Here is a 23740-nt window from a genome sequence, read left to right as displayed (position 1 = left end):
TCGCGCGAACGGACTTCTGACTGCAACGAGCCCTTCGACAAGCTCAGGGCGAACGGCATGGGGAGGCAGACCGGCCTCCGTTCGCCCTGAGCTTGTCGAAGGGCAGCGCCGCACGGCTCGACCTCTCCGGCTGAGCTTGCCGAAGCTGCATGCCGATCGTGTGCAGCTTCAACGGGCCTGGGCTGAGCCTGTCGAAGGGCCCAGGACGAACGGAGGCCGGTGTCTCTTCGCAAACGCCGGGCCGGTCACCACGGCCGGAGATGGGCGCCCTCACCCCAGCCCTCTCCCGCGAGCGGGAGAGGGAGAGGGCGTCCGATATCGCCGTGCGTCATGACTTGCACCGTCCAGGGCCTCGAGGGAAAACCCTCATACCGAAAAACTAACCAGTTCGTACATTAACAAGACGCGCCGCCAACGACCCCGTCGTGACGGCATTCCATCGAGGTCCGAGGAGACAACGTGACCCGCTTGATCGATCTGTACTGCCGCGCACTCGATGCGCTGATCGCGTTCTTCCTCGCGGTCATGGTCGTCCTGGTGTTCGGCAATGTCGTGCTGCGCTATGCCTTCAATTCCGGCATCACGGTGTCGGAAGAGGTGTCGCGATGGCTCTTCGTCTGGCTCACCTTCCTGGGCGCCATCGTCGCGCTGAAGGAGCACGGGCATCTCGGCACCGACATGCTGGTGTCCCGCCTGCCGGTGGCCGGCAAGAAGGCCTGCCTGCTGGTCGGCCAGGCACTGATGTTGTTCATCTGCTGGCTGCTGTTCAGGGGCAGCCTCGAGCAGGCCCGCATCAACTGGGACGTCGCCGCTCCGGTGACAGGCGCATCGACGGCCGTGTTCTACGCCGCCGGCGTGGTGTTCGCCGTGTCGGCTGCCTTGCTCATCGCGCGCGAGATGTGGCGCGCCGTCACCGGCCAGCTCAGCGAAGCCGAGCTCGTCATGGTCAAGGAATCGGAGGAGCAGGGCGAGCTCGAAGCGCTGCAGGCCGAGCTGGCGCGCGACAACGCCGCGCCGCAAGGGAGCCGGCCATGACCGTCGGCATCTTCATCGGATCGCTGCTCGCCGCGATGGCGCTGGGCATTCCCATCGCCTTCGCGCTGCTCGCCAGCGGCGTGGCGCTGATGTGGCACCTCGACCTCTTCGACGCGCAGATCCTGGCGCAGAACGTCCTCAACGGCGCCGACAGCTTCCCGCTGCTCGCCGTGCCGTTCTTCATGCTGGCCGGCGAGATCATGAACGTCGGCGGCCTGTCGCGGCGCATTGTCGACCTGGCGATGTCGGTGGTCGGCCACGTGAAGGGCGGCCTGGGCTATGTCGCCATCATGGCCGCGGTGCTGCTGTCGGCGTTGTCCGGCTCGGCGGTGGCCGACGCGGCCGCGCTGACCGCGCTGCTGCTGCCGATGATGGTCAAGGCGGGCCACGACAAGGCGCGCGCCGGCGGCCTGATCGCCGCCTCGGGGATCATCGGCCCGGTCATTCCGCCTTCCATCGGTTTCGTCATCTTCGGCGTGGCCGCCAACGTGTCGATCAGCAAGCTGTTCCTCGCCGGCATCTTCCCCGGCCTGCTGATCGGGGCCTCGCTGTGGTTCACCTGGTGGTGGCTGGGCCGCCGCGAGCACATCGAGATGCCCGCACGCAAGTCGCGCGCCGAGATCCTGCAGGCCTTGCGTGCCTCCACCTGGGCCTTGATGCTGCCGGTGATCATCCTCGTCGGCCTGCGCATGGGCGTGTTCACGCCGACCGAAGCCGCGGTCGTCGCGGCGGTGTATGCGCTGTTCGTCGCCACCGTGGTCTATCGCGAGCTCAAGGTGTCGCAGCTCTACGGCATCTTCATCGCCGCGGCCAAGACCACCTCGGTGATCATGCTGCTGGTCGCCGCCGCCATGGTGTCGGCCTGGCTGGTGACGGTGGCCGACCTGCCGAGCAAGGTCATCGGCCTGCTGCAGCCCTTCATGGGCAGTCCCACGCTGCTGCTGGTGGCGATCATGGTGCTGGTGATGGTCGTCGGCACGGCCATGGACATGACGCCGACCATCCTCATCCTCACGCCGGTGCTGATGCCGGTCGTCAAGGCCGCCGGCATCGACCCCGTGTACTTCGGCGTGCTGTTCATCATCAACAACTCCATCGGGCTCATCACGCCGCCCGTCGGGACCGTGCTCAACGTGGTCGCCGGCGTGGGCCGCATGAAGATGGACGACGTCACCAGGGGCGTGATGCCCTTCATGCTCGCCGAGCTGGTGGTGATGTTCCTGATGGTGCTGTTCCCCTCGCTCGTCACCGTGCCCGCACGCTGGTTCGGCGGCTGATCACGTCCCCATCCATCCGACAACAGGAGACATTCGCATGAAGTTCGTCAAACGCTCGCTGTGCCTGGCCGTCGCCGCGCTGCTGCCGATCACCGCCGCGCTGGCGCAGGACATCAAGGAGCGCAGCATCAAGTTCGCGTTCCAGAACCAGAAGGGCCACCCGCAGGCCGAAGGCGCGCAGAAGTTCGCCGATCTGGTCGCGCAGAAGTCCGGCAACAAGATCCAGGTCAAGCTCTTCCCCGGCGGCACGCTGGGCGGCGATGTGCAGACCGTGTCCGCGCTGCAGGGCGGCACCGTCGAAATGACGGTGCTCAACGCCGGCATCCTGTCGTCGCAGGTGAAGGCCTTCGAGGTGTTCGACTTCCCGTTCCTGTTCGCCACGCCGCAGGAGGCCGACGCCGTCGTCGACGGGCCCTTCGGCAAGGGGCTGTTCGAGAAGCTGGCCGAGAAGAACCTGATCGGCCTCGCGTACTGGGAGCTGGGCTTCCGCAATCTCACCAACAGCAAGCGGCCGATCACCAAGGTGGAAGACATCGCCGGGCTGAAGATCCGCGTGATCCAGAGCCCGATCTACATCGACATGTTCAGCGCGCTGGGCGCCGCCCCGACGCCGATGCCTTTCCCCGAGGTCTACCCGGCGCTGGAACAGAAGGCGGTCGACGGCCAGGAGAACCCGTTCACGCTGATCCGCACCTCCAAGTTCTACGAGGTCCAGAAGCATCTGGCCGTCACGCGCCACGTCTACAACCCGCAGGCGGTGCTCATCAGCAAGAAGCTGTGGGACCAGCTGAGCCCGGCAGAGAAGAAGATCATCGACGATGCGGCCGACGAGGCGACCAAGTTCCAGCGCGAGCTGTCGCGCAAGCAGTCCGACGAGGCGCTGGCCGACCTGAAGAAGGCGGGCATGCAGGTGACCGAGTTCTCGCCGGCCGAGATGCAGCGCCTGCGCGACAAGGTCAAGCCGGTGATCGACAAGCACACGGCCGCCGTCGGTCCCGACGTCGTCAAGCAGGTCCAGGCCGAGATCGCCAAAGTCCGCAAGCCATGAATGCCAGCCCCCCGTCCGACGAGTACGTCGGCCGGCCCCCCGAGGGGGCGCGGGCCGGCGCGGGAGCGGCCCAACGCTCGACCCGCAAGCTGCTCATGGGCCTGATCGGCAGCGGCATCCAGCGCTCGCTGACGCCGCGCATGCACGAGGAAGAGGCCACGCACCACGGGCTGCGGCTGCACTACCAGCTGATCGACCTGGACACCACCGGCTCGAACGTCGATGCGCTGCCCAACCTGATCAGCGCCGCTCGCACGATGGGCTTCGCGGGTCTGAACATCACCTATCCGTGCAAGCAGGCGGTGATCCCGCTGCTCGACGAGCTGTCGGACGAGGCGGCCGCGATGGGCGCGGTGAACACCGTGGTCGTGCGCGACGGCCGGCTCGTCGGGCACAACACCGACGGCTCGGGCTGGGCCTGGAGCTTTCGTCGCGCACTGCCCGACGCGCGCCTGGACAAGGTCGTCCAGCTCGGCGCCGGCGGTGCCGGCTCGGCGGTGTCGGAAGCCGTGCTGCGCCTGGGCGCCCGGGAGCTCGTCATCGTCGACCGCGAGCCGGAGCGCGCGCAGGCGCTGGCGCAGCGGCTGGCGAAGCTGCATCCGGCCAGCCGTGTGCAGGCCGACACCGACGCGGCGCGCGCCCTGGCCGGCGCGGACGGGCTGATCCACTGCACGCCGACCGGCATGGACAAGCTGCCGGGCCTGCCGCTGGACGAGTCGCTGCTGCGGCCCGACCTGTGGGTGGCCGAGATCGTGTACTTCCCGCTGGACACCGCGCTGCTGCAGGCGGCGCGCGCGAAGGGATGCCGGGTGGTCGACGGCGGCGGCATGGCGGTGGGGCAGGCGGTGGGCGCGTTCCGGCTCTTCACCGGCCTGGAACCCGACGCGGCACGCATGGATCGTCACTTCCGTCAGCTCATCGCACAACGCGCCGCTGAAGAGGCGAGGCCTGACGCCACGCCGAGGAGTCCCTCATGAACACCACGCCTTGCATCATCACCGTCGCGATCACCGGCTCGCTGCCGAAGAAGAAGGACAACCCGGCGGTGCCCATCACCGTGGCCGAGCAGATCGAGTCCACCCACGAGGCCTTCGAAGCCGGCGCGACGCTGGTGCACCTGCACGTGCGCAACGAGGACGGCTCGCCCTCGTCGGACCCCGCGCGCTTCGCGCCGCTGCTCGATGGCATCCGGCGCCACTGCCCCGGAATGATCACCCAGGTGTCCACCGGCGGACGCTCCGGCTCCGGCCGCGAGCGCGGCGCGATGCTCTCGCTCAAGCCCGACATGGGGTCGCTGGCGACCGGCTCCTGCAACTTCCCGACGCGGGTCTACGACAACCCGCCCGACCTCGTCGAGTGGCTGGCCTCGGAGATGCTCCATCACGGCATCAAGCCGGAAGTGGAGGCCTTCGACCTGTCGATGATCTTCCAGGCCGCCCAGCTCGCGCGCGAAGGAAAGATCAAGGGCCCGCTGCACGTGCAGTTCGTGATGGGCGTGAAGAACGCGATGCCGGTGGACCGCGAGGTGTTCGAGTTCTACGTGAAGACGCTCCAGCGGCTGGCGCCCGACGCCACGTGGACCGGCGCCGGCATCGGCCGCGACCAGGTCACGCTCGCGCGCTGGTCGCTGGAGCTGGGCGGCCATTGCCGCACCGGCTTCGAGGACAACGTGCGCCTGGACCGCGAGACGCTCGCGCCCTCGAATGCGGCGCTGGTGCGCCAGGTGGTGGACCTGTGCGCCGACTTCGGGCGGCGTCCCGCCACGCCCGCCGAGGCGCGGCGCCTGCTGGGGCTGCCCGCGGCATGAGGCGCTCCATCGCCACCGTCTCGCTGAGCGGCACGCTGCCGCAGAAGCTGGAGGCGATTGCCGCCGCCGGCTTCGACGGGATCGAGCTGTTCGAGCCCGACTTCACGCTGTGGAGTGGATCGGCCGCCGAGCTGCGCCAGCGCTGCGCGGACCTCGGGCTCGCCATCGAGCTGTTCCAGCCGTTCCGCGACTTCGAAGGCATGCCCGATGCGCAATTCGCGCGAAGCCTCGAGCGCGCCGAACGCAAGTTCGACCTCATGCAGGCGCTGGACTGCTCGCTGATGCTGGTGTGCTCCAACGTGTCGCCCCTGGCGCTGGACGATGGCGAGCGCGCGGCGGCACAGCTGCACGAGCTGGCACAACGCGCGGGGCGCCGCGGCCTGCGTGTCGGATTCGAGGCGCTGGCGTGGGGGCGGCATGTCAAGCGGTGGCGTCAGGCGTGGCACATCGTCGAGCGGGCGAAGCATCCGCAGCTGGGGCTGATCCTGGACAGCTTCCACACGCTGTCGCTGCAGGACGATCTGTCGTCGCTGGCCGAAGTGCCCGGCGAGCGGATCTTCTTCGTGCAGATGGCCGATGCGCCGTTGATGCGGCTGGACGTCATCGACTGGGCGCGGCACCACCGCAACTTCCCCGGGCAGGGTCAGCTCGACGTCGTCGGCTTCTTCGAGCATGTCGTGCGCGCGGGCTACCGCGGGCCGCTGTCGCTCGAGATCTTCAACGACGTGTTCCGCGAGACGCCGAACCGTCGCATCGCGGTGGACGCCATGCGCTCGCTGCTGTGGCTGGAGAGCCAGGTGCACGACCGGCTGCAGTCGGAGCCCAAGGCCGCCGCGCTGTTCTCGCCGCCGTCCGTTCCGTCGCTGGCCGGCTTTTCGTTCATCGAGTTCGCAGTCGACGCGCCGGCCGCCGAAGGGCTGGGGCGGCTGCTGCAGGGCCTGGGGTTCCGGCTCGCGGGGCGCCACCGCTCCAAGCCCGTGATGCTGTACCGGCAGGGCGGCATCAACATCGTCGTCAACCTGCTGGCGCACGAGGCCGCGCGCACCCGCTTCGAAGCCCACGGCCCCTCGGTGTGCGCCTGGGGACTGCGCGCGGCCGATCCGACGGCCGCGATGGAGCGCGCCACCGCGCTGCAGTCGGCGCGCTTCGACTCGCCCACGGGGCCGGGCGAGCGGCAGCTGCCGTCGATCGTCGCGCCGGGCGGCATCATCGTCCACTTCATCGACGAGGCGCTCGGCGCGAATGGCCTCTACGAAGCCGACTTCGTTCTCGATGAAGCGCCGCCCGCCGGCGATGCCGGCCTGCGGAACATCGATCACGTCGCGATGGGGCTGGCGCCGGACCGTGTCGACACCTGGGTGCTGTTCTGCCGCGCGGTGTTGGGTCTGCAGTCGGGCGACAGCCTCAAGCTGGCCGACCCCTATGGCCTGATCCGCAGCTTCGGGATGGCCGATTCGGCGCGGCGGGTGCGCCTGGTCCTCAACGTGTCGCAGAGCCAGCGCACGCGCACCGCCCAGACGGTGAACGCCAGCGGCGGCGCGGTGGTGCATCACATCGCCTTCGACACCGCGGACATCTTCGCCGCGGTGCGGCGGATGCGCGAGCAGGGCGTCGCCTTCGTGCCGATCTCGGCGAACTACCACGACGACCTGGCGACGCGCTTCGACCTCGATGCAGGACTCGTGGAGCGGCTGCGCACGGGCGGCATCCTGTTCGACCGCACGAGCGAGGGCGATTACCTGCACGCGTACACCGAGCCGTTCATGGACCGGTTCTTCTTCGAGATCGTGCAGCGGGTGGGAAACTACGACGCGTACGGCGCGCTGAACGCGGCGGCGCGCATGGCGGCGCAGGCGGATGTTTCGTGATGGCTCCCGCTCGCGGGAGAGGGTCGGGGTGGGGTTTCGTCGCGCTCTGCTCGGAAACAAGGCTTCTGCCTTGCCCATGCCGTTCGCCCTGAGCCTGTCGAAGGGCTCAGGACAGGCTTGTCGAAGGGCAGCGCCGCACGGCTCGACCTCTCCGGCTGAGCTTGTCGAAGCCTGCATGCCGATCCAGAGCAGCTTCGACAGGCTCAGCCCGAACGGACTTCCGACTGCAACGAGCCCTTCGACAAGCTCAGGGCGAACGGAGGCCGTTTGCCTCCCATGCCGTTCGCCCTGAGCCCTTCGACAGGCTCAGGACAGGCTTGTCGAAGGGCAGCGCCGCACGGCTCGACCTCTCCGGCTGAGCTTGCCGAAGCCTGCATGCCGATCCAGTGCAGCTTCGACAGGCTCAGCCCGAACGGACTTCCGACTGCAACGAGCCCTTCGACAAGCTCAGGGCGAACGGAGGCCGTTTGCCTCCCATGCCGTTCGCCCTGAGCTTGTCGAAGGGCAGCGCCGCACGGCTCGACGTCTCCGGCTGAGCTTGCCGAAGCCTGCATGCCGATCCAGAGCAGCTTCGACAGGCTCAGCCCGAACGGACTTCCGACTGCAACGAGCCCTTCGACAAGCTCAGGCGAACGGAGGCCGTTTGCCTCCCATGCCGTTCGCCCTGAGCTTGTCGAAGGGCAGCGCCGCACGGCTCGACCTCTCCGGCTGAGCTTGTCGAAGCCTGCATGCCGATCGTGTGCAGCTTCGACAGGCTCAGCCCGAACGGACTTCCGACTGCAACGAGCCCTTCGACAAGCTCAGGGCGAACGGAGGCCGTTTGCCTCCCATGCCGTTCGCCCTGAGCCCTTCGACAGGCTCAGGACAGGCTTGTCGAAGGGCAGCGCCGCACGGCTCGACCTCTCCGGCTGAGCTTGTCGAAGCCTGCATGCCGATCCAGAGCAGCTTCGACAGGCTCAGCCCGAACGGACTTCCGACTGCAACGAGCCCTTCGACAAGCTCAGGGCGAACGGAGGCCGTTTGCCTCCCATGCCGTTCGCCCTGAGCTTGTCGAAGGGCAGCGCCGCACGACTCGACCTCTCCGGCTGAGCTTGTCGAAGCCTGCATGCCGATCGTGTGCAGCTTCGACAGGCTCGGCCCGAACGGACTTCTGACTGCAAGGGCTCAGGCTTCGTGGGTAGGGCTGGGGTGAGGGCTTTCCCGCCGAGCGGGAGAGCAGCTTCGGCGGCCAAGCCGCTATCATCGTTATGAACTCCGCTTCCCAACGATGCTCGACTGGCACCCGCTCGTGCTCTCGCTCCAGGTCGCCACCCTCGCGACGCTGCTCGCGCTGATCGCCGGCGTTGCGCTCGGCTGGCTGTTCGCGCGACACCGCTTCCCGGGCAGCAGCGTGCTCGAGGCCGTCTGCATGCTGCCGCTGGTGCTGCCGCCGACCGTGCTGGGCTACGGCATCCTGGTCGCCATGGGGCGGCGCAGCCCGCTGGGCGCCTGGCTGCGCGAGCACTTCGACTACACCATCATCTTCAACTGGCACGGCGCGGTGCTGGCCTCGGCGCTGGTGGCGCTGCCCCTGGTGCTCAAGTCGGCGGGCGCGGCCTTCGGCAGCGTCGACCGCACGCTCGAAGCCGCCGCCCGCACGTTGCGGCAGTCGCGCTGGTCGGTGTTCGTGCGCGTGACCCTGCCGCTCGCCTGGCCCGGCATCCTGGCCGGCACGCTGCTCGCGTTCGCGCGCGCCATGGGGGAGTTCGGCGCCTCGCTGATGGTGGCCGGCTCCATCCCCCAGCAGACCCAGACGCTGTCGATGGCCATCTACGACGCCGTGCAGGCCGGCCGCAACGATGAGGCGCTGCTGCTGGTGGGCATCACCTCGTTGCTGTCGATCGCCATCCTGGTGGCGTCGAACCGCTTCTTCAGCCTGCGCTGACCATGACCCTGCGACTGCGCCTGCTTGCCGCTGCCCTGGTGCTTCCGCTGTCCGCGGCAGCGCAGCAGCTCACCGTCTCCGCCGCCGCCAGCCTCACCGACGCCTTTCGGGAAGTCGGCCGGCGCTTCGAGGCGTTCCGGCCCGGCGTCACCGTGCGCTTCAACTTCGCGGCGTCGGGCGTGCTGATGCAGCAGATCGCGCAGGGCGCCCCGGCGGACGTCTTCGCCAGTGCCGACCAGGAGACGATGGACCGCGGTGTCGCCCTCAGGCTGGTCGACGCTGCATCGCGGCGCGACTTCGCCGCCAACACGCTGGTGCTGATCGTGCCCGCGCGCGATGCGCCCCCGGTCGAGCAACTGGCCGATCTGCGCCAGCCCGCCATCCGGCGCGTGGCCATCGGCAAGCCGGCCACCGTTCCGGTGGGACGTTACACGCGCGAGGCGCTGGTCGCGGCCGGGCTGTGGTCCGCGCTCGAGCCGCGGCTCGTGCAGGCCGACAGCGTGCGCCAGGTGCTCGACTACGTGGCGCGCGGCGAGACCGAGGCCGGCTTCGTCTACCGCACCGACGCCGCGGTGATGGCCGACAAGGTGCGCATCGTGCAGACGCTGCGCGACCATCCACCGGTGCGCTATCCGGTCGCCGCGGTGGCCGACAGCCGGCATCCGGTGCTGGCGCGCGAGTTCACCGCCTTCCTCACTGGAGCGCAGGCGCAGGAGGTCCTCGTGCGCTTCGGCTTCGTCCCGCCATGATCGACGTCGCCTTGCAACTGGCGGTCATCGATGGCAGCCGGCGCTTCGAGCTGGACATCGCGTTCGCCTGCGATGCGCCCGTGGTGGCGCTGTACGGGCCGTCCGGGGCCGGCAAGTCGCTCACCCTGCAGGCGATGGCCGGCCTGCTCGCGCCCGCCGCCGGCTGGGTGCGCATCGCGCACCGCAGCCTCTACGACAGCCGCGCCGGCATCGACGTGCCGACCCCGCAGCGGCGCCTGGGGTACCTGTTCCAGCACTACGCGCTGTTTCCGCACCTGTCGGTGCGCGACAACGTTGCGTTCGGCCTGACCAGCTGGCGCAAGCGGCTCGAACCCGCCGACGCATCGCGTGTCGACGCGCTGCTCGCCAGCTTCGGCCTGCAGGACATGGCGTCGGCGCGGCCGAGCAAGCTTTCGGGCGGACAGCAGCAGCGTGTCGCACTGGCGCGTGCACTGGCCTGCAATCCCGATGCGCTGCTGCTGGACGAGCCGTTCGCGGCGCTCAATCCGCTGCTGCGGCAATCGCTGCGTGAAGAGCTCGCCGAGGTGCGCCGTCAGTGGCAGATCCCCATCGTCATGATCTCGCACGACATCGAGGACGTGCTGGCCCTGGCCAACGTCGCCTACCTGGTCGAGGAGGGGCGCATCGTGCGCGAGGTGGACCTCGACCGTGCCGAAAGCCGCGCCGCGCAGCGCGACGCGCTGCTGCCCGCCGCACTGCGGCGTCCGCGGCGGCCCCACGAGGACACGCTGCGCAGGCTGCTCGGCGCTGCGCCGGGCCATGCGTGATGCGGGGCTGCTCAGCGGCGAGCTCAAGCTCGCCGGGCGACTCGATGCGCGCTTCTTCGCGCTCCTCGAGGCAATCGCCGGCACCGGCTCCATCAACAAGGCGGCGCGCACCGCGGGCTACAGCTACAAGGGCGCCTGGCTGCTGCTGGAGACGGCCGGCAACCTGGCGCATGCGCCGCTCACCGAGCGCATCACCGGCGGCAGCGGTGGCGGCGGCACGCGGCTCACGCCGGCCGCACTCGGCCTGCTCGACGCATGGCGGCGCCTGCAGACCGCCCACGACCGCTTCCTGCGCGAGCAGGACGCGTGGCTCGCTCGACAGCCGGCGCTGGCCGGCACGCTCCGGAGAATGACCATGAAGACCACTGCCCGCAACCAGTTCGTCGGCACCATCGCGCAGATCGAGGCCGGACAGGTGACCACGCGCGTCACGCTCGCGCTGCGCAGCGGCAACGAGATCACCGCCGCGCTCACCAGCGGCGCGGCCAAGGGCATGAAGCTGAAGAAGGGCCAGGAGGCGCTCGCGCTCATCAAGGCTTCGGCCGTCGTGCTGGTCACCGACTTCGGCGACTACATGCTGTCGGCGCGCAACCAGCTCGCGGGCACGATTTCGCGACTGGAGAAGGGCGCGGTGTCGACGATGGTCGGCGTCACGCTGCCCGGCGGCGAGGTGGTCACGGCCACGGTCACCAACGACGCCGTCAGCGCGCTCGGTCTCAAGGTGGGGCAGGGCGCGACCGCGGTCTTCAAGGCCTATGCGGTGATGCTGGCGGTGCGCCGGCCGCAGTGATGTCCTTTCCAACGGAGACGACGATGACCCTGACTTCGGCCGCAGCACGCCGCCTGCGCCGCGTGTTCCTGATGGCTTGCCTGGGCCTGGCCGGCCTGGCCGCCGCGCAGGACCGCAGCATCGTGATGGCCTCGACCACCAGCACGGAGCAGTCGGGGCTGTTCGCCCACCTGCTCCCCGCGTTCAAGAAGGCCACCGGCATCGACGTGAAGGTCGTCGCCGTCGGCACGGGGCAGGCGCTCGACATGGGCCGGCGCGGCGACGCCGACGTGCTGTTCGTGCACGACACCGCGGCCGAGGAGAAGCTGGTGGCCGAAGGCTTCGGCCTCGCCCGAACGGATGTCATGTACAACGACTTCGTGTTGGTCGGACCGGCCGGCGATCCCGCGGCGACGCGCGGCAAGGACATCGTCTCGGCCTTGGGCAGGCTGGCGTCGTCCAAGGCCTCGTTCATCTCGCGCGGCGACAAGAGCGGCACGCATGCGGCCGAGCTGCGCTACTGGAAGGCCGCCGGCATCGAGGCGCCTGCGACGAAGATGAGCGGCTACAAGGAATGCGGCTGCGGCATGGGTCCGGCGCTGAACATCGCCTCGTCGAGCGAGGCTTACGCGCTGACCGACCGCGGCACCTGGCTCAGCTTCAAGAACCGCGGCGGCCTGGCCGTCCTGGTCGAAGGCGACAAGCGGCTGTTCAACCAGTACGGCGTGATCGTGGTGAACCCGGCGCGGCATCCGCACGTGAAGAAGGCGCTGGCGCAGGCCTTCGCCGACTGGATCGTGTCGCGCGAGGGGCAGGACGCGATCTCCGGCTACCGCATCGGCGGCGAGCAGCTGTTCTTCCCCAACGCCAAGCCCTGAGCGCTCAGCTCGGCGCCATGCTGCGCGGGTGGCGCCGCCAGGCGTTCTCGCGCTGGCGCAAGCGGTCGGCGACGACGGCCAGCACCTCGGGGTTCCAGCCCAGGCCGCAATGGCTGCCCTGCACCTCGATGTTCTCGGTGTGCGCCGCGTTGCCGGGCTGGATGCAGGCCTCCCAGGCGACCACGCCGTCGCTGCGGCTGAAGATCGACGTCGTGGGCACCTGGGGCGCCGTGCGCAGCCGCGCCATCAGCGTCTCGTCGATCAGCGGCTTCTGCCCGTTGACGAGGCGGTAGACCCAGGTGACGTTGTTCTGCTCCATCGTGCCGGCGAAGGGCGTTCCGATGGTGATGACCTGGCGCACCCGGCCCGTCAGCTTCTTGGCGACCTCGCGCGCATAGATGCCGCCGAGGCTCCAGCCGACGAGGCTCACGCGCTGGCGGTGCGCCGACGTCAGCTCGCTCACGTGCTGCGCCAGGTCGTCGATCCACCGGTCCACGTCGCCCTGCGGGCCCGTGTTGAAGCCTCTGCCCCAGTCATACGCGGCGTAGCCCAGGCGCTGGCAGAAATCCTTCAGCGGTGCGATCGAATGACGGTCGGCGGCCAGCCCCGGGAAGATCACCACCGGGTGTCCATCGCCGGAGGGCAGGGTGGCCTTGTCCATCAGGTGCATGCTGGCGTATTCGAGCGCGGCGCGAAGCGGTTCGATGCCGAACAGGGTCCAGGCAGGTGCGGTAGGTGCAGTGGTCGGTGTCATGCAGGACACAGAGCACGCGGCGTACCCGCCCCTGCCTGGAGCGCATCGGATCCCGCTGCGCTCCACCCTGCTCACGAATGCCACGGCCCGTGCGGCTGCTGCGGGCGCAGCTCAGCGTGTCGCAATGCCAACCTCCCACCCATGCGCAAATGCGCACAACGTCATGCAATTTGGGACGTCGTTTGCTCCGCGCCGTGGCGAGGCGCCTTCGCTCACCCGGCCTGGAGCACGCCGCGCCGGATCTGGTCGCGCTCGATCGACTCGAAGAGCGCCTTGAAATTGCCTTCGCCGAAGCCGTCGTCGCCCTTGCGCTGGATGAACTCGAAGAACACCGGCCCGAGCACCGTGCCCGAGAAGATCTGCAGCAGCAGGCGCGGCTGGGGGCCGGAGCCCGCCGCGGCGGTGCTGCCGTCGAGCAGGATGCCGCGCGCCTGCAGCTCGGCCACCGGCTGGTGGTGGCCGGGAAGTCGATCCTCGAGCATCTCGTAGTACACGTCGTTCGGCGCGGTCATCAGCGGCACGCCGGCCAGCTGCAGCCGGTCGACCGTGGCGAGCAGGTCGTCGGTGAGCAGCGCGACGTGCTGGATGCCCTCGCCGTTGAACTGCATCAGGAATTCCTCGATCTGCCCGCTGCCCTTGGACGATTCCTCGTTCAGCGGGATGCGGATCTTGCCGTCGGGGGCGGTCATCGCCTTCGACGTGAGGCCGGTGTATTCGCCCTGGATGTCGAAGTAGCGGATCTCGCGGAAGTTGAACAGCCGCTCATAGAACGCCGCCCAATACGCCATGCGGCCGCGGTAGACGTTGTGCGTGAGATGGTCGATGCGCTTCAGGCCGTGTCCCACCGGGTGGCGGTCGGCGCCGGCGATCCACTCGAAGTCGATGTCGTAGATGGACCTGCCTTCCTCGAATCGGTCGATCAGGTACAGCGGCGCGCCGCCGATGCCCTTGATGGCCGGCAGCCGCAACTCCATCGGACCGGTCGGGATGTCCAGCGGCTGCGCGCCGAGCTCCAGCACGCGGGCGTACGCCTGATGCGCATCGCGCACGCGAAATCCCATGCCGCACGCCGAAGGGCCGTGCTCGGCGGCGAAGTACGCGGCCTGGCTCTTCGGCTCCTGGTTGACGATGAAGTTGATGTCCCCCTGTCGCCAGAGCTGCACGTTCTTCGAGCGGTGGCGGGCCACCCGCGAGAAGCCCATCGACTCGAACAGCGGCTCCAGCACGCCCGCCGTGGGCGAGGCGAACTCGACGAATTCGAAGCCCATCAGCCCCATCGGGTTGTCGAACAGATCGGTCATGGTGTTGCGCCCTGGACCAGTTGATCGAGGGCGATCTCGAACGCCGTGCTGGCGATGCCCTGCTGCCGGCTCGAGCGTGCATGGCAGCGCTCGAGCGCCGTGGCGATGGTGGCCGACACGTCGCCGAAGATCGCTTCGTCGGAGATTTCAACGTCGCGCTGCATCAGGAAGGCGAAGGCGCGTGCCATGCCGCAGTTGGCGATGAAGTCGGGGATCACCGCGACCTTTGAGTCCGCGTGCTCGTAGATCGCGCCGTAGAAGATCTCGGGGTCCGCGAACGGCACGTTGGCGCCGCTGGACACGACTTCCAGGCCGGCGATGACCATCCGCTCGACCTGCTCGCGCGTCACCAGGCGCGATGCCGCGCAGGGGAGGAAGATCTCGGCGCCCAGGCTCCAGATGCGCCTGTCGATCTCCTCGAACGGGAGCATGCCGGGGGCGACCAGCTTGTTGCCTTGCTTGGCGAGGAACAGGCTGCGGATCTCGTCGCCGCTGAATCCTTCCGCATTGATCACGCCGCCGTCGCGGTCGATGATGCCGACCACGCGGGCGCCTGCCTGTGACAGGTAGTAGGCGGCCGCCGAACCGACGTTGCCCCAGCCCTGCACGATGACCCGCTTGCCTGACACGGACCGGGCCGGTGAAACGCCGTAGAGGCGGTAGTAGTGCAGCACCGACTCGGCCACGCCCCATCCCGTGATCAGGTCGGCGACGAGGTACTTGCGCCGCATGTCGGGCGTGTAGCGCGGGTCCTCGACCACCTTGGCCACGCCGAGTCGGAGCTGGCCGACCTTCTGGATGCGCTCGCTCTCGCTCGGCTGGAAGTGGCCGTTGACCACCCCTTCCTGCGGGTGCCACAGGCCGAAGCTCTCGGTGATGGGAATCACCTCGTGCACCTCGTCGACGTTGAGGTCGCCGCCGGTGCCGTAGTACGTCTTCAGCAGCGGCGTGACCGCCTTGTACCAGCGGCGCAGCACGCCGTCCTTGCGCGGATCGGCCGGGTCGAAGGCGATGCCCGACTTGGCGCCGCCGATGGCCGGGCCGGAGACGGAGAACTTCACCTCCATCGTCTTGGCCAGCGACTCGACCTCGCGGCGATCGAGGCCGCGGCGCATGCGCGTGCCGCCGCCGGCGGCGCCGCCGCGCAGCGAGTTGATGACGACCCAGCCCTTGGCCGGGGTCTCGCTGTCGTGCCACTCGAAGACGATCTCGGGGGCCTTGGATTCGAAGCGTTTCAGCAGTTCCTTCATCGCAATTCTCTGGGTATGGGTCTGGTTGGAGGCTAGTGGCCTAGGCCAGCAACAACTTGTCGTCGTCCAGCTTCTCGCCGCGGGTCTTCTCGAACAGGTGCAGCAGGTCTTCCACGCCCATGCTCCTGCGCTCGGGGCCCGACACGTCGAGGATCACACGGCCTTCGTGCAGCATGACGGTGCGGCTGCCGTAGTCGAGCGCCTGGCGCATCGAGTGCGTGACCATCATCGCGGTCAGCTTGGCGCCTTCGACGATGCGCGCGGTGAGCTCGAGCACGAAGGCGGCGGTCTTGGGATCGAGCGCGGCGGTGTGCTCGTCGAGCAGCAGGATGCGCGAGGGCTTCAGCGAGGCCATCAGCAGGCTCACGGCCTGGCGCTGGCCGCCCGACAGCAGGCCGATGCGGTCGGTGAGTCGGTTCTCCAGCCCCAGCTTGAGCAGCGCCAGCTTCTCGCGGAACTGCTCGCGCAGTCGGCGGTTGATCGAGAAGCCGAAGCCGCGGCGCTCGCCGCGCTTGCACGCCAGCGCCATGTTCTCCTCGATGGTCAGGCTTTCGCAGGTGCCGGCCATCGGGTCCTGGAACACGCGGGCCACCATGCCGGCGCGCTGCGCCGCCGGCAGCCGGGTCACGTCGCGGCCGTCGATGTGCAGGCTGCCGCGGTCGACGATCAGGTCGCCGCTCACGGCATTGAGGAAGGTCGACTTGCCGGCGCCGTTGGAGCCGATCACGGTGACGAACTGGCCGGTCGCGATCTCCAGATCGAGGCCGCGAAGCACGCGGTTCTCGATCGGCGTGCCGGGGTTGAAGGTCATCTCGAGACGTTGGGCGCGCAGCATCACTGGGCCTCCTTGCGGACAGGGTGCGGGCGGCGTCGCGGCAGCCAGCCGGCGAGCTTGCGACGGTAGCCGGGCACGAGCAGCGCGAGCGCCACCAGCACCGCGGTCACCAGGTTCAGGTCCTGCGCCTGCAGGCCCAGAAAGTCGGTGTTGAGGGCGGCGGCGATGAAGAAGCGGTACAGCACCGCGCCGAGGATGCAGGCCAGCGTGGTCAGCATCAGGCTGCGCGCCGGCAGCAGGGTCTCGCCGATGATGACGGCCGCCAGGCCGATGACGATGGTGCCCACGCCCATCGAGATGTCGGCGCCGCCCTGCGACTGCACGAACAGCGCGCCGGCCAGCGCCACCAGCGCGTTCGACAGCGCCAGGCCGGCCAGGGTCTGGCGGTCGGTCGAGATGCCCTGCGCGCGGGCCATGCGCGGATTGCCGCCGGTGGCGCGCATCGCCAGGCCGAGCTCGGAGGCGAAGAACATGTCCAGCAGTCCCTTGGCCGCGATCACCACGACCAGCAGCACCAGCGGCTTGAGCCACACCTCGGGCAGGCCGTCGACGGCGACCATGCTGAACACCGTGGGCTCGTTGATCAGCGCGACGTTGGGCTTGCCCATCACGCGCAGATTGATCGAGTACAGCGCGATCATCACGAGGATGCTCGCCAGCAGCTGCATGATGCGCAGGTGCACGTTGAGCCAGGCGGTAAGCGCGCCCGCCAGCGCACCGGCGGCGATCGCCATCGCCGTCGCGGCGAAGGGATTCCAGCCGGCGACGATCAGGGCCGCCGCGACGGCACCGCCGAGCGGGAAGCTTCCGTCGACCGTGAGGTCGGGAAAGTTGATGACGCGAAACGAGAGGAACACGCCGAGCGCGACCAATCCGAAGATCAGTCCGATCTCGAGCGCGCCCAGGGATGCAATGAGCGACATGGGGGTTCCAGGGCGAAGGCGGTGTCGACGAGAAGCATGCTTCCCGGGAGGCAGTTCTCTCTTGTGAGAGCAGGCGGCGCCGCAGCGCCGCGTGCTCACTTCCCGGCGACGACCTTCGCCGTCTTGAGCAGCTCCTCGCTGAGCGTCACGCCCTGCTTCTGCGCGGCTGCCGGATTCACGTGCAGCTCGAAGGTGCTGCTGACCTGCGACGCAATCTTGCCCGCGGCTTCGCCGTTGAGGATGCGCACCACCACCTTGCCGGTCTGGCGGCCGAGGTCGTAGTAGTTCAGGCCCAGCGCCGCGACGGCGCCGCGCTTGACCGCATCGGTGTCGGCGGCCACGACCGGGATCCTGGCCTGCTGCGCGACCTTGACGATTCCTTCGAAGGCCGACATCACGTTGTTGTCGGTCGGCGCGTAGATCACGTCGGCCTTGCCCACGAGGCTCTGCGCGGCGCTGGCCACGTCGACGGTGCGCGCGGCGGGCGCCTCGACCAGCGTGAGGCCGGCCGGGCCGATCGCCTTCTTCAGCGCATCGACGATCGCCACCGAGTTGGCTTCGCCGGGGCTGTAGATCACGCCCACACGCCTGGCGCTCGGGGACACCTTCTTGATCAGCTCGAGGTGGCGCGGCAGCGGCGACAAGTCGGACACGCCGGTCACGTTGGTGCCCGAGGCGTCCCAGGTCTTGACCAGCTTGGCGGCCACCGGGTCGGTGACGGCGCTGTAGACCACCGGGATGTCCTTGGTCGCCGCGACGACGGCCTGCGCCGACGGGGTGGCGATGGCGACGATGACGTCAGGCTTCTCGCCGACGTATTTGCGCGCGATCTGCGCGGCGGTTCCGCTGTTGCCTTGCGCGCTCTGGTACTCGAAGCGCAGGTTCTTGCCGGCTTCGAAGCCGGCGGCCTTCAGCTCGTCCTTGACGCCGTCACGCGCGGCGTCGAGGGCGGGATGCTCGACGATGGCAGTCAGCGCGACCGACTTGTCGGCGGCGAAGCCGGCGGCAGCGAAGCCGGCGAGGGCGAGCGACAGGGCGGCGAGGCGGGGGCGGAAGAAAGAATGTTGCATGAAGCGGTCCTAAGGGCGATCACCTGGGGTCGGGGCGGAGACCGGGCGCTCATGGCGCGATCTCGGGGAGGAAAGGCCGAAATTGCGGGCTCGGCCTGGATGAAACTTTAGAAGTCGGGGTGGCGAATTTCTTTGCATAAGATCGCCGGGTGAACCCCAATCCGAGGAATCGGATTGCATGAAAGACGCTTTGGAGGAGACGAACTTGTACGAGCTTGATCTGGATCGAATCGACCTCAGGATCCTGGACCACCTGCAGGGTCACGCGCGGGCCAGCAACCTCGAGCTGGCGGAGGCGGCCAACCTGTCACCGGCGCAGTGCCACCGCCGGCACCGGCGGCTGGAGGAGGCGGGCTATGTCGGCCGCTACGAGACGCGCCTGAATGCCGCGCGCATGGGGCTCACGGTGGTCGCCTTCATCCATGTGTCGATGGAGCGCAGCCACATTCGCGAGCTGCAGAAGTTCAAGGACCTGCTGGCCAACCTGCCCGAGGTGCAGGAGTGCTATTCCGTCACCGGCGACTTCGACTACGTGCTGAAGGTGGTGGCGCGCGACCTGCCCGCGCTGTCGCGCTTCCTGATGGACACGCTGATGCGGCTGCCGGGCGTCGCCGCGGTGCGCTCCAGCGTCTGCATGGACGAGATCAAGTGCACCAGCGCGCTGCCGTTGCCGGCGTGAGGCGGATCACACGGGGCGCTGCACGCTTACGGGCAGCGCAGCAGGCTGCCATGCTGGGTGCACGGACCGCGTGGTCCCACGAGCACGGGTCCGGAGCGGCGCAGGCGGATGCCGTCGGTCGTCCAGCAGCCGGTGCCGTCGCAAGAAGCGACGCCTGAGGGCCTGACGGTTGGCGGCGACGGCAACGCGGGCGCGGGAATGGCGGCGGGACTGGCTGGCGGGATCGTCGGGCGCGTGGGGGCGGGGGGCACGGCATTCGGCGTCGGCTCGCGCTGCGTGGGCGTCGTGGGATCGCCCGTGCCGCCCAGGCAGGCGCGCGCGGCCTCGCGGCGCAGCGCTTCGAGCTGCTGCTGGTCCTCGCGTCGACGCGGTGGAGACGTCTGTGCGGCCCGGTCTGCCGCCGGGGCCGGTGCATGCCGGGCTTCCTGCGCCTGCAGCGCGGCCAGAGCCTGCACGCAGCCGGGCGACCTCAGGCGATCGCTTTCCTCAGCCCCGGCGCTGCTGAAGGCCGATGCCGCGAGCAGATGAACGAGAAAGCGGCGCATGCGCGTTGGAGGCGCGCATGCGCGGCAGGTTCGCGGCTTATTCGGATGCCGCGCTGGACTCGATCTGCACGGCCCCGGTCTTGGTGGCGGCGGCGGTCGACTTGCGGCCGGGGCGGCCCTTGCGCTTGACGGCGGCGCGGGGCTTGCGAGTCGTCTTTGCCAGGCCGTTCGATCCGCCGCCCCGCGTGGCACCTTCGATCAGGAAAGCGTCGCGGTCCTTGGCGTCCGTGATCCAGGCGGGCGGTCTGCCTTGCCCGGTCCAGGTCTTTCCGGTGGCGGGATCACGGTATTTCGCCATGCCGATCGACGGGCGCGATCTCGGCTTGGCGGCACCGGGGGTCCTGGCCTTCGAAGCCGCGCCGCGCCCCAGCCCCAGGTCGTTGGCCGTCAAGCCGTAAGCGGCGATCGCTTCCTTGATCTTTCGGACGACTTCCGCGACTTCGGCCTTGCGTGCAGCTTGCGCTTGTTTCTCGAGTTTCGCGATCTCCGCCTTGATGGCCATGTAGGTTTTCATTTCACGTTTCCTTGGTCGAATTGCGAAGGGTAAGGCGTTTCCTCGGCCTGGGGCGTTCTGAATTGTGGGGGCAATCCGAGATGCATCGCTGGACGAATGTCAGCTTGGTCCGGAAATGACCAGCAGTGCCTAGTTGGCGCCAATCTTGGCGTTGGGTCCGCCGCTTTGCACGCGACGAAGACTCTCGTTCGCGGCCGTCTTTTCCGCATCGGCTTGCGCCCGGGTCCGGCACTTCACGATCGGGATGTTGGATCCGGTGGGGTATTCCCTGGAGCACACCGTGTCGCCATCGTTTCCGGCGGACGTGGCATTTGCCTGAGTCGTCGTCGATTCCGTCCCGGAATTCGTGGGCTGCGCAGCACATGCGGCCAGCATCAAAGCGAACAGCGAAATGGCGGAAGCGGGCAAAAGTTTCATGAAAAGGTGGGAGTGGTCAATGACGCGCCGAGCATACTCGAAGCGCTCGCGGGAAAGAATCAGGCCGCGCTGCGCAGGGCGACAAGCGCAACGCCAATGGCAAGGAGCAGACACAGCGGGGAGTAGAGCAGCGTGTCGAGCCTGGCGAATCGACTGCCTCGGACTCGTTTGAAGAGCCCGACATACTTGAACTCGCCGATTGCACGCATCAGCAACCCGAGCGCGAGCCCGTAGGAAAGCCAGACGAGCAGGGCCCTCGGCACGGCGAGCGGCAACAGCCCGGCGGTCGCGGCAACCAGGACGGCGAAAGACAGGAGCGCCACGCCGACGCCGACCGTCGCTGTCTTCGATGGAACGAACAGCGGCTTGCCATCGATGGAGGGGACCGCCCCGCTCTCACCGGTGGCGGAAACGGAGGCGGCCATGCGGAAATGCCACAACGCGAGCACGAGAAAGACGCCGCAAACCGCGATTGCCAGAGCTGCATTCATGGCGGCCGAATCAGCCGTCACTCGCGGGCGGCTCGATGCTTTCGCCGTCGTAGTACTCCACCGTGTCTTGCGCGCGAAACATCTTCCACAGGCGGTCTTTCTCGCCGCGATGCCCGGACGCTGCCATGATCTTGCCGGAGTCCGGGTATTCGCAGATCTCGATGTCGACCACGTTGGACAGGGCGAGATACCGCATCGGCGCGCTGCCCGTGTTGATGATCTGATGGGCGACATCGGGCCCGCCGGTGGGGCATGCAATCACGTCGTGCTGGCGGATCGGGTAGCGCTGGTCACCGAAGCGCAGCTCGCCTTCGCCTTCGAGGATGAAGAACATCTCTTCCTCGCCGCGGTGGCTGTGGAACGGGCACTGCGCCTTGCCGGGCGGAAGCACGGTGAGGTTGTAGCCGAGCTTGCGTGCACCGATCCGGTCGCTGATCCGACCACGCTTGGACGTGTAGTAGCCGTTGTCCTCCACGTCCTCGAACTCGACCTCGTCGAGATTCATGATCGGCTTTGCCACGCGCACTCCCTTGAATTGGTGTTCCGGGGTGGGCCAGGCCACATTCCAGTTGCGCCCGGCTCGATTCTCGTCTGCATCAGTGTGCCAGCACGGCAACTTTCTGCCCGACGGGAATTCGAGTCTCGCCTTTGGCGAACGATGGCCGTGGCCGGCGCTCGTGCGCAATTGCAGCCACGATTGCCACCGGCCGCTCTGCCTTCTCCCCGAGAGCGGGGAGGGGGTCAGGCGCTTCTGCGGCGCAGACGATGGCGCAATCGGTGAGCGGCGGCGCGCGTCACTCCACGGCGCCGATGGTGCACTGCGCGGTATTGCGGGCGTTGCCCCGTTGATCCGTGGCCGGGCAATTGCGCCCCGCCCCGCGCAGCGGGCTGGTCGACGACGGCCGCGCCGTGGGCGTGGGGCCTCCGTTGGCGGCGAGGGCGCCCAGTTGCGGATCGGCGAACACGATGCCGCCGATGCAGGCTGTGTCCGGCGCCGTGCCGACGACGTGGTTGCGGGGCCACTGCATGTCGTTGGCGCCGGTGCCCGGCGTGAACCAGCATTGCATGGGCGAGCCGCCGTCGTTGGTCAGGTTGTTGGCGAACACCGTGTTGTAGACGGGGAAGTTCAGCGTGCCGGCGATGGCCGCGGCGAAGTAGCCCAGGCCGGCGGTCGACTTGTTGCCGGTGAAGGTGGCGTTGCGGATGACGCCCGTGGCGTCGCTGGCGCTCAGCATCAACGCGCCGCCGACGCCGGCCGTGGCCTGGTTGCCGGAAAAGGTGGTGTTGACGACGTTGAGCCTGCTGCCGTAGAGGTGGGCGGCCCCGGCTCCCTTGGCGACGTTGTTGCTGAAGGTGGTGGCCAGGATGTCGAGCGGCTTCGAGTTCAGCACGAAGATCGCGCCGGCCGACTTGGCGGTGTTGGCCTGGAACAGCGAGCGGTCGATGGTGGTCCGCCGGGCCGTCACGTTGGACGTGCGTCCCAGCGCGCCGGCCAGCTCGTTGGCCTTGTTGCCGATGAAGCTCGATCCGCAGACGACGACATCGGTGTCGTCCTTGCCGTCGATGCCGATCGCGCCGCCGTTGCCGCCCGCGCCGCCCTGGTCGACGTGTCCCACCCCGGGGCATCCGGTGGCCGCGCCGCCCTTGAAGTTCTGCCCGGTCCCGTTGGCGACGTTGTTCTGGAAGACGCTGTTGTAGAAGCGCCCGTTGGTCTGCAGCAGGCCGACCGCGCCGGAATTGGAGCCGCTGTTGCCGGTGAAGGTGGAACCGACCACCGTGACGTCGAGCGAACCCATGGCGTAGATGGCGCCGCCGCCCACGTCCGGGCCGGGCGTGGCGGCCGCGTTGCTGCGGAACGTGGTGTCGATCACGCGCAGCTTCACATCGCGCACGAGGATGGCGCCGCCCTGGCCGTCGGCCCAGCCGTACGCGCAGCTCGGGTTGCTGGGATCGGGGGCGACGTACTGGGTGCCCGTGGCCTTGCCGTTGGCCAGCGTGATGTGCTGCAGCGTGATGGTGTTGGCATTGGTGCGGTAGTTCGCCCGCACCGCGCTGAAGATTCGCGTGGTGGCGCCGCCGTCGAGCGTGACCTTGTTGCCGCCGTCGATGACGATGTTGCGGTCGGTCGGCAACTCGATGGTCTTCGCGATGCGAATGGTGGCGGCCGTGGCGCCGCAGTTGAAGGTGACCACCGGGTGCGAGGCGATGGCCGCGCGCAGTGCGGACTCGGTGCAGCTTGCGGCGGTGCCGGTGCCCACGCTGGGAGCCACGCCCGAGGTGCTGGCCGCGGTGACGGGCGGCGTGCAGACCTGGGCGGCAGGTGGCGTCGTCTCCGTCGTGCCGGCCACCTGGCATTGCTTGCGGATGCCGTAGGCGGGGTCGCCGCCGAAGAAGGTGTTGGTGCACTGTCCGCTGCCCGTCACCGACTTCGTGATCCATGACGCGTTGGCGCCATAGCGCACGGTCTGCGTGCCGCTGACGCTGAACGACTCCTTCTCCGCGGCGATCGTCGTCCACGTCGTGGTGGTGGCATCCGCGGTGGCGGCATCTTCCGCGATGGCATCCGTGGCCGACTGGGCCAGGGCTGCCGCGCTGCAGGCGGCGAGCGCGGCAAACGAGAGGAACCGGCCGCGGTCGGCACGAGCAATGCGAAGCAGGAAGTGGTACAGCATGCGTGGTGGTGTTTGATGGGCCACGGGTGCGGCCCGGGTGAAAAGCGCCGCGCATGATAGGCAGCCTCCCCGCTGCAGCCGCGCCGCTTTTGTGCACGCATACATCTGTTGCGTCGGCACTTACAAGGCTTGCGATGCACGTCAGC

At 68.6% G+C, this 23740-nt stretch carries 24 protein-coding genes; 12 read left to right on the top strand and 12 right to left on the bottom strand.

Features of this window, described 5'->3' with window-relative positions; genetic code table 11:
* The first annotated feature begins 459 nt into the window (after positions 1-459).
* The 11 genes from P7V53_RS20675 (at position 460) to P7V53_RS20625 (ending at position 12143) form a co-directional block, all read left to right on the top strand.
* Positions 460-1035 (top strand): TRAP transporter small permease, encoded by a 576-nt coding sequence (locus P7V53_RS20675; RefSeq protein ID WP_280151396.1) that lies wholly within the window; start codon positions 460-462, stop codon positions 1033-1035.
* Positions 1032-2312, top strand: a complete 1281-nt coding sequence (locus P7V53_RS20670; protein WP_280151395.1) for a TRAP transporter large permease subunit — start codon at positions 1032-1034, stop codon at positions 2310-2312. Before P7V53_RS20675 ends, P7V53_RS20670 begins: the two co-directional genes overlap by 4 nt.
* 37 nt (positions 2313-2349) lie before the next feature.
* Positions 2350-3360: a TRAP transporter substrate-binding protein gene (locus P7V53_RS20665; protein ID WP_280151394.1), complete on the top strand. Its 1011-nt coding sequence runs from the start codon at positions 2350-2352 to the stop codon at positions 3358-3360.
* A complete protein-coding gene (locus tag P7V53_RS20660; RefSeq protein WP_280151393.1) occupies positions 3357-4337 on the top strand; it encodes a shikimate dehydrogenase in 981 nt (326 codons plus the stop codon). The genes P7V53_RS20665 and P7V53_RS20660 overlap by 4 nt, the downstream gene beginning before the upstream one ends.
* Entirely contained in the window at positions 4334-5167 is an 834-nt protein-coding gene (locus P7V53_RS20655; protein WP_280151392.1) for a 3-keto-5-aminohexanoate cleavage protein, read from the top strand. Before P7V53_RS20660 ends, P7V53_RS20655 begins: the two co-directional genes overlap by 4 nt.
* On the top strand, positions 5164-7035 hold the full coding sequence (locus tag P7V53_RS20650; protein WP_280151391.1) for a sugar phosphate isomerase/epimerase and 4-hydroxyphenylpyruvate domain-containing protein: 1872 nt from the start codon (positions 5164-5166) through the stop codon (positions 7033-7035). Before P7V53_RS20655 ends, P7V53_RS20650 begins: the two co-directional genes overlap by 4 nt.
* 1267 nt (positions 7036-8302) lie before the next feature.
* Entirely contained in the window at positions 8303-8959 is a 657-nt protein-coding gene (modB, locus tag P7V53_RS20645; RefSeq protein WP_280151390.1) for a molybdate ABC transporter permease subunit, read from the top strand.
* A 2-nt stretch (positions 8960-8961) separates the two neighbouring features.
* Complete coding sequence (gene modA, locus P7V53_RS20640) at positions 8962-9708, top strand: molybdate ABC transporter substrate-binding protein (protein ID WP_280151389.1); 747 nt, start codon at positions 8962-8964, stop codon at positions 9706-9708.
* The gene (locus tag P7V53_RS20635) at positions 9705-10496 is read left to right on the top strand and encodes an ATP-binding cassette domain-containing protein (RefSeq protein ID WP_280151388.1); all 792 of its coding nucleotides are present in this window, start codon (positions 9705-9707) and stop codon (positions 10494-10496) included. The genes modA and P7V53_RS20635 overlap by 4 nt, the downstream gene beginning before the upstream one ends.
* Entirely contained in the window at positions 10489-11286 is a 798-nt protein-coding gene (locus P7V53_RS20630) for a TOBE domain-containing protein (RefSeq protein ID WP_280151387.1), read from the top strand. Before P7V53_RS20635 ends, P7V53_RS20630 begins: the two co-directional genes overlap by 8 nt.
* Positions 11287-11357: 71 nt before the next feature.
* Positions 11358-12143: a substrate-binding domain-containing protein gene (locus P7V53_RS20625; protein WP_280156567.1), complete on the top strand. Its 786-nt coding sequence runs from the start codon at positions 11358-11360 to the stop codon at positions 12141-12143.
* A gap of 4 nt (positions 12144-12147) precedes the next feature.
* On the opposite strand, the gene P7V53_RS20620 is transcribed toward P7V53_RS20625, so the two are convergent.
* The 6 genes from P7V53_RS20620 to P7V53_RS20595 form a co-directional block, all read right to left on the bottom strand.
* On the bottom strand, positions 12148-12897 hold the full coding sequence (locus tag P7V53_RS20620) for an alpha/beta fold hydrolase (protein WP_280151386.1): 750 nt from the start codon (positions 12895-12897) through the stop codon (positions 12148-12150).
* Between the two features lie 212 nt (positions 12898-13109).
* Complete coding sequence (gene hppD / locus P7V53_RS20615) at positions 13110-14198, bottom strand: 4-hydroxyphenylpyruvate dioxygenase (protein WP_280151385.1); 1089 nt, start codon at positions 14196-14198, stop codon at positions 13110-13112.
* Positions 14195-15448 (bottom strand): Glu/Leu/Phe/Val dehydrogenase dimerization domain-containing protein, encoded by a 1254-nt coding sequence (locus P7V53_RS20610; protein WP_280151384.1) that lies wholly within the window; start codon positions 15446-15448, stop codon positions 14195-14197. Before P7V53_RS20610 ends, hppD begins: the two co-directional genes overlap by 4 nt.
* A gap of 40 nt (positions 15449-15488) precedes the next feature.
* Positions 15489-16283 (bottom strand): ABC transporter ATP-binding protein, encoded by a 795-nt coding sequence (locus tag P7V53_RS20605; protein WP_280151383.1) that lies wholly within the window; start codon positions 16281-16283, stop codon positions 15489-15491.
* Positions 16283-17206 carry an ABC transporter permease gene (locus P7V53_RS20600; protein ID WP_280151382.1) on the bottom strand — a complete coding sequence of 308 codons (924 nt, stop codon included), beginning with the start codon at positions 17204-17206 and terminating at the stop codon, positions 16283-16285. Before P7V53_RS20600 ends, P7V53_RS20605 begins: the two co-directional genes overlap by 1 nt.
* A 95-nt stretch (positions 17207-17301) precedes the next feature.
* Positions 17302-18276, bottom strand: a complete 975-nt coding sequence (locus P7V53_RS20595; protein ID WP_280151381.1) for an ABC transporter substrate-binding protein — start codon at positions 18274-18276, stop codon at positions 17302-17304.
* Positions 18277-18481: 205 nt separating this feature from the next.
* Here P7V53_RS20595 and P7V53_RS20590 point away from each other — a divergent pair, with 205 nt between their 5' ends.
* Positions 18482-18955, top strand: a complete 474-nt coding sequence (locus P7V53_RS20590; protein ID WP_280156566.1) for an Lrp/AsnC family transcriptional regulator — start codon at positions 18482-18484, stop codon at positions 18953-18955.
* A 26-nt stretch (positions 18956-18981) separates the two neighbouring features.
* Here the strand turns inward: P7V53_RS20590 and P7V53_RS20585 are convergent, their stop codons facing one another.
* The 6 genes from P7V53_RS20585 to P7V53_RS20560 all read right to left on the bottom strand — a co-directional run bounded on the left by P7V53_RS20585 (position 18982) and on the right by P7V53_RS20560 (position 23594).
* On the bottom strand, positions 18982-19500 hold the full coding sequence (locus tag P7V53_RS20585) for a hypothetical protein (protein WP_280151380.1): 519 nt from the start codon (positions 19498-19500) through the stop codon (positions 18982-18984).
* 37 nt (positions 19501-19537) lie between these two features.
* Positions 19538-20014 (bottom strand): H-NS histone family protein, encoded by a 477-nt coding sequence (locus P7V53_RS20580; protein WP_280151379.1) that lies wholly within the window; start codon positions 20012-20014, stop codon positions 19538-19540.
* A 129-nt stretch (positions 20015-20143) separates the two neighbouring features.
* A complete protein-coding gene (locus P7V53_RS20575; RefSeq protein WP_280151378.1) occupies positions 20144-20431 on the bottom strand; it encodes a hypothetical protein in 288 nt (95 codons plus the stop codon).
* 59 nt (positions 20432-20490) lie between these two features.
* Entirely contained in the window at positions 20491-20922 is a 432-nt protein-coding gene (locus P7V53_RS20570; RefSeq protein ID WP_280151377.1) for a DUF3995 domain-containing protein, read from the bottom strand.
* Positions 20923-20932: 10 nt separating this feature from the next.
* Positions 20933-21442 (bottom strand): cupin domain-containing protein, encoded by a 510-nt coding sequence (locus P7V53_RS20565; RefSeq protein WP_280151376.1) that lies wholly within the window; start codon positions 21440-21442, stop codon positions 20933-20935.
* A 274-nt stretch (positions 21443-21716) separates the two neighbouring features.
* Positions 21717-23594: a choice-of-anchor Q domain-containing protein gene (locus tag P7V53_RS20560; protein WP_280151375.1), complete on the bottom strand. Its 1878-nt coding sequence runs from the start codon at positions 23592-23594 to the stop codon at positions 21717-21719.
* Positions 23595-23740 lie beyond the last annotated feature (146 nt).

The sequence above is a fragment of the Piscinibacter sp. XHJ-5 genome, from assembly GCF_029855045.1.
Taxonomy (GTDB): domain Bacteria; phylum Pseudomonadota; class Gammaproteobacteria; order Burkholderiales; family Burkholderiaceae_C; genus Albitalea.
Note: the sequence above shows the minus strand (reverse complement) of the source record. Positions and strands in the feature narration are given on the sequence as shown.